This window comes from Neisseria sicca VK64 (genome assembly GCF_000260655.1).
GTDB classification, from domain to species: domain Bacteria; phylum Pseudomonadota; class Gammaproteobacteria; order Burkholderiales; family Neisseriaceae; genus Neisseria; species Neisseria sicca_B.
The window spans coordinates 1-7,114 of record NZ_AJMT01000199.1 but is presented as its reverse complement, the minus strand read 5'-3'; the positions used below and the strand labels follow the sequence as shown (position 1 = coordinate 7,114).

At 55.5% G+C, this 7,114-nt stretch carries 4 protein-coding genes and 1 pseudogene; 2 read left to right on the top strand and 3 right to left on the bottom strand.

Annotated features, from left to right (window positions below; all coding sequences use genetic code 11):
* Positions 1 to 165: 165 nt before the first annotated feature.
* The gene (hslO, locus tag HMPREF1051_RS11630; protein ID WP_003768936.1) at positions 166 to 1,071 is read right to left on the bottom strand and encodes an Hsp33 family molecular chaperone HslO; all 906 of its coding nucleotides are present in this window, start codon (positions 1,069 to 1,071) and stop codon (positions 166 to 168) included.
* 113 nt (positions 1,072 to 1,184) lie between these two features.
* Here hslO and recC point away from each other — a divergent pair, with 113 nt between their 5' ends.
* The gene (gene recC, locus HMPREF1051_RS11625; protein WP_036493184.1) at positions 1,185 to 4,403 is read left to right on the top strand and encodes an exodeoxyribonuclease V subunit gamma; all 3,219 of its coding nucleotides are present in this window, start codon (positions 1,185 to 1,187) and stop codon (positions 4,401 to 4,403) included.
* Between the two features lie 69 nt (positions 4,404 to 4,472).
* Positions 4,473 to 4,838: a hypothetical protein gene (locus HMPREF1051_RS11620; protein WP_196794323.1), complete on the top strand. Its 366-nt coding sequence runs from the start codon at positions 4,473 to 4,475 to the stop codon at positions 4,836 to 4,838.
* A gap of 58 nt (positions 4,839 to 4,896) precedes the next feature.
* Here HMPREF1051_RS11620 and pdxA read toward each other — a convergent pair whose 3' ends face one another.
* Positions 4,897 to 5,919, bottom strand: coding sequence for a 4-hydroxythreonine-4-phosphate dehydrogenase PdxA (pdxA, locus tag HMPREF1051_RS11615; RefSeq protein ID WP_003768934.1), 1,023 nt, complete (start codon positions 5,917 to 5,919; stop codon positions 4,897 to 4,899).
* Between the two features lie 97 nt (positions 5,920 to 6,016).
* Positions 6,017 to 7,114 (bottom strand): annotated as a pseudogene (locus HMPREF1051_RS14935) (molecular chaperone DnaJ); the annotation flags it as partial.

Sequence of the window (7,114 nt, the reverse complement as noted above, 5' to 3'; positions counted from 1 at the left end):
CCGTCCGAATCCAGTCCGGAGTCGGACGGCCTTCGTGTCGGGCGGGTAAGGCTGCCATGTCTGTCCCGCTTCATTCGGCCGTCAGATCAGGATACATATGTGGAAAGGTCGTCTGAAAAGGTAGCGGGCTGCAATACTGCCTTAGTGTCGCAGTAAGAAGGCTCGTTATTGGAAACGACTGCCTTGCCGGCGCACTATGCCGACTACGTCCCCGCCAAATAGCGCGTTCACGTCCGTTTCGTCAAATACGTATTTAGTGTGGCAAAAGTCGCAATCGATTTGGATACTGCCTTGTTCGGCAACAATACCGCCAACTTCTTCTCCGCCTAACATAAGCAACATATCGCTGACTTTGCCGTGTGAGCAGGTGCAGGCAAATTCGATACTTTCGGGATCGAAAACCCGCGGCGGGGTTTCATGATAGAGACGATAGAGAACGTGTTGTGCGTCTAGGGCAGTTAGCTCTTTCGGTGTCAGCGTTTGGGTCAGTGTGCTGATGAGTTCCCATGATTCGGTGTCCAGTTCTTCTTCGGGCAGACGTTGTACCAGCAATCCTCCGCTGACATGATCTGAAGCGGCGAGAACGATGTGGGTATCGAGTTGCTCGGAACGTTTGATATAGTTCATGAGCATTTGGGCGATATTGTCGCCTTCAAGCGGGACAACGCCTTGCCAAGGTTCGGCATCTTTGGGTTGATGCGTGAGTACGAAAACGCTGTTGCTGCCCAAAAGGTCGGTCAGGCTTTCGTCATCACGGATGTCGGCGGTTTCATCCCAGCGGGCGGTAGCGCGAACGGTGTTGTCTGATGTGGCTTCGACCACAAGCATTTTCAGACGACCTTGTCCTTGTACTTGGACAATGAGCGTGCCTTCGTTTTTAAGGTTGCTGGAGAGAAGCGCCCCTGCAGCGAGGAGTTCGCCTAATGCCCGGCGGATGGCGGCAGGGTAGTGTTTTTGTCCGGCGATGTGTTCCCACACGTTTTCAAGGCGGACGTGCAGACCGCGCACAGGCATATCGTCAAAGATGAAACGCGTGCGGATATCAGCATGGTTGATGTCGGTTTGCGGCATAAATTCCTCTGTTTTTCTGAATGATGGGTTGACGGCTATATGGTTGCGCTTGCAGAGAAATCAAGGGACTTTATAATCTGTCTTGCGTTCTTAACCTTTTGCTTTTAATCGCCATGTTCTACCTCTACCAATCCAACCGCCTTGAATCGCTAGCCGCCCTGTTTGCCGGAATCCAAAGGGTCAGGCCGCTTGAGTCTGCTTTGGCGGCGGAACAGATTGTGGTGCAGAGTCAGGGGATGCGGCGTTATTTGAGCGTGTATCTGGCGCGCGAACTGGGGGTGGCGGCGAATTTGCAATTCAGCCTGCCGGCGGGTTTGACGTGGCAGTTGATGCAGAAGCTGATTCCCGATATTCCCGCGCTCAGTCCGTTTTCGCCGGAGGTGATGCGCTGGCGGCTTTTGGATTTGTTCCGCAGCGAGCGTTTTCAGACGACCTCTGAATTTGAAAAAGTCCGCTCTGTCTTGCAAAGCTATTTGGGCAGCGGCGAGTCGGCGGATTATCAGTTGGCGGGGCAGTTGGCGGATATTTTCGACCAGTATCTGGTGTACCGGCCGCAGTGGATTGATGCCTGGCAAGAAGGCAAACTTCTGGGGCTGGGTGAGGACGAGGTCTGGCAGGCGCAGCTTTGGCGGTATTTGGACGACGGCAACCAATCCGCGCCGCACCGTGTGGCGCTGTGGGAAAAGCTGCTATCGTCTTTGGATAAGGCGCACCTGCCCGAGCGGTTTTTCGTGTTCGGCATTTCGACGATGGCGCCGATGTATTTGCAGCTTTTGCAGAAAATTTCGGAACATTGCGATGTGTTTGTGTTCGCGCTCAATCCGAGCGGCCAGTATTGGGGCAATGTGATTGAGGCGACGCAGCTTTTGAAGGGCGGCGACGATGCGGATTTGTCGCAGACGGGGCATCCGCTCTTGGCGTCGCTGGGCAAGCAGGGGCGTGATTTTTTTGATTTTCTGACAGAAATCGGCTTGGAGGAGCAGCCTGTGTTTGAAGAGGTTTCAGACGACACGCTGCTGAACTGCCTGCAAAACGATATTCAAAATCTGCGGATGCCGTCTGAACACAGCCGCACGGATTTGCTGGACGACGGCTCCGTCCGTATCGTGTCGGCACACAGCCCCCTGCGCGAATTGCAGATTTTGAAGGACAAGCTGTTGCGGATTCTGCACGAACATCCCGACTGGCAGCCGCACGATATTGCCGTTTTGACGCCGAACATCGAGCCGTACAGCCCGTTTATCGAAGCGGTATTCGGGCAGGCGCAGGGTGGGGCGCAGGCTTTGCCGTATTCGGTGTCGGACGTGAAACTCAGCCGCCGCCAGCCGCTGCTTTACGCGCTGGAGCAGACGCTGGATTTGCTGGAAAGCCGGTTTGAAGTCGATAAAGTGCTGCCGCTGTTGGAAAGCGGTTTGGTGCTGCGCCGTTTCGGGCTGACGGCGGACGATTTGCCGCTGCTGCACGACACCATTGCCGAATTGAACGTGCATTGGGGTTTGGACGGAACAATGCGCGGCGCGGCGGACAATCTGTTCACCTGGCAGCAGGCGTTGGAACGCATCGTATTGGGTTGGATGTTGCCCGACGACGGCAGCCCGCTCTGGCAAAACGTCAGCGCGTGGCACGGCGATGTCAACCGCCTCGATGTGTTCGGCCGCTTTGCAGCTTTCATCCGCACACTGTCGCGTCTTGCCGCCGAGTGGCGCAAACCCGCATCGGCGGAAGAATGGACGGAACGCTGCCGCGATTTGGTGCAGTCATTATTCCTGCCCGACGCCGACGACCAATACGCCTTGCAGCAGTTCGAGCAGGCGTTGGCAAAATGGCAGGAAGAAACCGCGTTGGCAGGCTTTAGCGGCACTTTGCCGCAACACACCGTCATCCGCCACATCCGCCGCTTCTTAGGCAGCGAAAGTCAGGCAGGATTCCTGCGCGGCGGCATCACCTTTTGCAGCATGGTGCCGATGAGGAGCCTGCCGTTTAAAGTCATCTGCCTGTTGGGGCTGAACGACGGCGATTTCCCGCGCAACACCAAAGCCGCCGTATTCGACCTGATTGCCAAACACCCGCAAAAAGGCGACCGCGCCCGCCGTGACGACGACCGCTACCTCTTCCTCGAAGCCATCATCAGTGCGCGCAACATCCTTTATCTCTCCTACGTCGGCCGCAGCATCCGCAACGACGACGAACTCGCCCCGTCCGCCCTCGTCAGCGAACTCATCGACACCGTCGCCGCCATGACCGGACGGCGCAGTAAAGAGCTGGCGGAACACTGGGTCGAACAACATCCCCTGCAACCGTTCTCACACCGCTATTTCATCGCAGACAAAATTTCAGACGACCTCTTCAGCACGCGGCAGGACTACGCCGAAGCCCTCAACCGCCCGCGCGAACAGGTGCGTCCGTTTTTCAGCGAAGCCCTCGAAGAAAACACCCCCGTCCCGACCGTCTGGCAGGACGACTTCATCCGCTTCTGGAAAAATCCCGTCAAAGCATGGCTGCAACAAACCTTGGGCTGGCGCGAACCCTATCGCGACGAAGCATGGGAATCCGCCGAACCCTTCGAGCCGCAACGCGCCGACAAAATCGCCGCCGCCTATCTCGACGCCCGCCGCCACAACCAAGACTTTCAAGAAACCGCCGTCCGCCTCGACGCCGAAAGCCTGTTGCCCGCCGGTGAATTGGGTAAATTGTGGCAGCAGAATTTCCAAGCCGCAGCCAAACGCATAGACGGCGCATTGCTGCAAAGCCCCAAACTGCCGCCTTTCGCTTACGAAGTTCCGTTCGACGGGCAAACCCTGCAAGGCAGCCTCGGCAACCTGTACCAATGCGGCCAAGTGTTCTACCTCGACCGCAAACCCAACGCACCGCAACGCATCGCCCTCCTGCTCGAACATTTAATCTTTTGCGCAGTAGGGTCGGCGGTAGGGCCGTCTGAAACCGAAACCCGCCAAACCCATATCGTTCAGCCTGAAGAAACAACGAGTTATCCCGAAATATCCGGCAGCCACGCGCAACAAATGCTGCAAAAATGGCTGGCATTCTTTAACCTCGGACAAACGCGCCCGCTGCCTTTCTTCGCCAAAACCAGCCTCGCCGCCGCCGAAGCCTACGGCAAAAAACAGAGCTGGGAAGATGCCTTGAACAAAGCCCGCACCGAATACCACGGCAACAAAGTCAGCAAAGGGCAAAAAGACTATACCGAAGTCGCCTTAGTGTTCGGCAACGAAGATACCGAACCGGTAGAAGGAGCGTTGTTCCAAAGATTGGTGGAAGAGCTGCTGATACCGCTGCTGGACGCGGTAAAGGAAGAATCGTCGGATGCGGCATAGAAGTCGGAAATCGGAAGAGGTCGTACCACAGGCAGGCTGCGCACTCTGAAAACGCAAATGGAGCAAATGATGTTGAAGCATTTTATTGCGATCGCTGTCGCCGTTTTATTGAGTCAAGCGGCGTACAGCCAAGCCAAACCGAGATCAGCCATGTACACCGACTACACCGCCATTGTTGAAAATAAATGCGCCATCGCGGCAGACGGCGGCAGCATGATGCTGACCGTGCGCAACGCGGCAGGCAAGGAAACGGTTTTCTTTATCAACCGTGGTTTTGATGCCAAAAATACGCCTAAGTACAACCAAGTCCGTGATGACAAAGGGCATAAGCTGAGCGACAGCGAGAAACAGCAGTTGTTTGCACATCTGAAGACTTTAAAAACAAGGTGCAGCAGCGAGGACTGCGCCGAGTTTGTGGATTCGTTTGTCAGGTAAGCCGCATATCGTTTCGGCTGGCGTTGCTGGTTTTCAGACGACCTTTGGCGTCAAGAACTTATTTGATAAACGAAATCCGGTTGCAGGAATGCAGGTTGATATGGCGCGCCATTTCCAATGCGGTGGCAACGGCAGTCATGAGGCTGCCTGAGTCTGCTTTGCCCGTTCCGGCAAGGTCGAGGGCGGTACCGTGATCGACCGAAGTGCGGATAAAGGGCAGTCCGAGCGTGACATTGACGCCTTGCCCGAAGCCCGCGTATTTGAGCGTGGGCAGCCCTTGGTCGTGATACATCGCTAAAACGGCATCGGCGTCTTTGAGTAAAAAGGGCTGGAACACCGTATCGGCGGGATAGGGGCCGCGTGCGTCTATGCCTTCGCTTTGCAGCTGCTTGAGCGCGGGGATGATGACGTCGATTTCTTCATGGCCGAGATGGCCGTTTTCGCCTGCGTGCGGATTCAGTCCGGTCACTAGGATGCGGGGGCGGGCGATGCCGAATTTGTCGCGCAGGTCGGCATGAAGGATGCGGGTCACGGATTCGACCAGCGGGCGGGTAATGGCGGCGGCGATATCTTTGAGCGGAAGGTGGGTAGTGACGAGCGCCACCCGCAATCCGCCGCCTGCGAGCATCATGACGACTTGTTCGGTTTGGCTTTTTTCGGCGAGGTATTCGGTGTGGCCGCTGAAGAAATGATCGCTGGCGTGTCCGTCGTTGATGACGCCTTTGTGCAGCGGCGCAGTAACCATGCCGTCGAAGAGGTCGTCTGAAATGCCTTGATAGGCAGCGTCCAGCAGTTTGAGGACGTAGGCGGCATTGGCGGGATTGAGTTTGCCCGCTTGGCAGGGCGCGGCTAAAGGAATGTGCAACACTTCCAATATGCCGCGTTCGGGCTTGCCGCCCTGCGGGTCGAAATCTTGCAGGGTGATGGTTTTGCCTAATTGTTCGGCACGGCTTTGCAGCAGATTTTTGTCGCCCAGCACGATGCAGCGGCACGGCAAATCGGCAAACGCCAAATCCAAGCAGATATCGGGGCCGATGCCGGCAGGTTCGCCCGAAGTCACGGCTAAAACAGGTAAAGTCATGCGGATTCCTTATGGAATAAATCTGTTGCAGAAAAATGAAAACAGCGTTGTACGGTATAGTTGAGGTCGTCTGAAAACTTTTCAGACGACCTTTAGCTTATGCCCGCATCAGGCTGCGGTAGGCATTTTGTTTCAAAACAAGCACCAGCCAGCCGAGTGCGAATGCGGTCGGGTAAAACCACAGCATCCGATTTCCGCCAAGCGGCAGGATAAGCGTCAGCATACATGCCAGTACGCCGAAACCCAAAGGCGTCCAAATATCATCCCGTTCGGTATAGTCGGCGCATCGCTGCGGCAGCGTCAGCATCCAAACCAGTGCGGAGGCGAATGAAGCGGCTGCTCTGATAGGGAAGGATGCGTTGGGCGAACAAGGTACCAGCAGGAACTGCGCCTGTTTTTTCGACAGGTGGGGATGGAACGACCGTAGATACAGATTGGCGTTGAACCACAACAATATCATCAAAGCCGTCAGGATAAGCAATACCGAGTTGCCCGCCGTTTGCTCCAAATGTTTGTTTAGCACATTGATTATCGGAAACATGGCAATCAATGACAGATTGACCGTCAGGCCGCCGACAATACTCCGTTCGCTTTTGATGTAGGAGAAAAAGGTACACCATGAATATATCCATGCGAGTACGGTCAGCAGGAAGAACATTACCGAACCGGTCGGGGTCAGGCACACGGCAGTCATCACGACAGGCAATACGAAAGCACGCACAATCGCCGCTTTTTTAAATACAAAAGTCGCCGTGAAGAGTTTGTAGAGAGACGGCAGCCATGTGAAAAATATGCTTCGGCAGACATTGACCAAGAAACACAAGAGCGCCAGCGTGAGGGTGGAGACGAGGGCCAACGAATAATACGCCTCGATATAGGCGGATAAAGCGTCATCGGCTGCCGCTGTAAACATGGCGACGAATATCGCCACAATCGGCAGCACAATCCGCATCTGCCGCCATGATTGCGCTTTCTGTAAAACAGACGTCAGTTTCGTCTTGCGCCTCATCAGCGCCGTGCGTACGGATGGCGATATTTCTTCCTGTAAAGCCGTATTCAGGAAAAACGCATTCACCGTTGCCCGCATATCGCGCCCTTGCTCGGTCAGGCGGTTCAAGCTGTGCAAGAGCGGGAATTTGCCATTGGCGTTGTCAGATAAAACTTCTGCCGCATTGATGCAGTCATAAACCCACTC

Excerpts from the sequence above, each read along its gene's own strand:
- pdxA (WP_003768934.1), bottom strand. The coding sequence starts at position 5,919 with ATGACTTTACCTGTTTTAGCCGTGACTTCGGGCGAACCTGCCGGCATC.
- HMPREF1051_RS11620 (WP_196794323.1), top strand. The coding sequence starts at position 4,473 with ATGTTGAAGCATTTTATTGCGATCGCTGTCGCCGTTTTATTGAGTCAA.
- hslO (WP_003768936.1), bottom strand. The coding sequence starts at position 1,071 with ATGCCGCAAACCGACATCAACCATGCTGATATCCGCACGCGTTTCATC.
- recC (WP_036493184.1), top strand. The coding sequence starts at position 1,185 with ATGTTCTACCTCTACCAATCCAACCGCCTTGAATCGCTAGCCGCCCTG.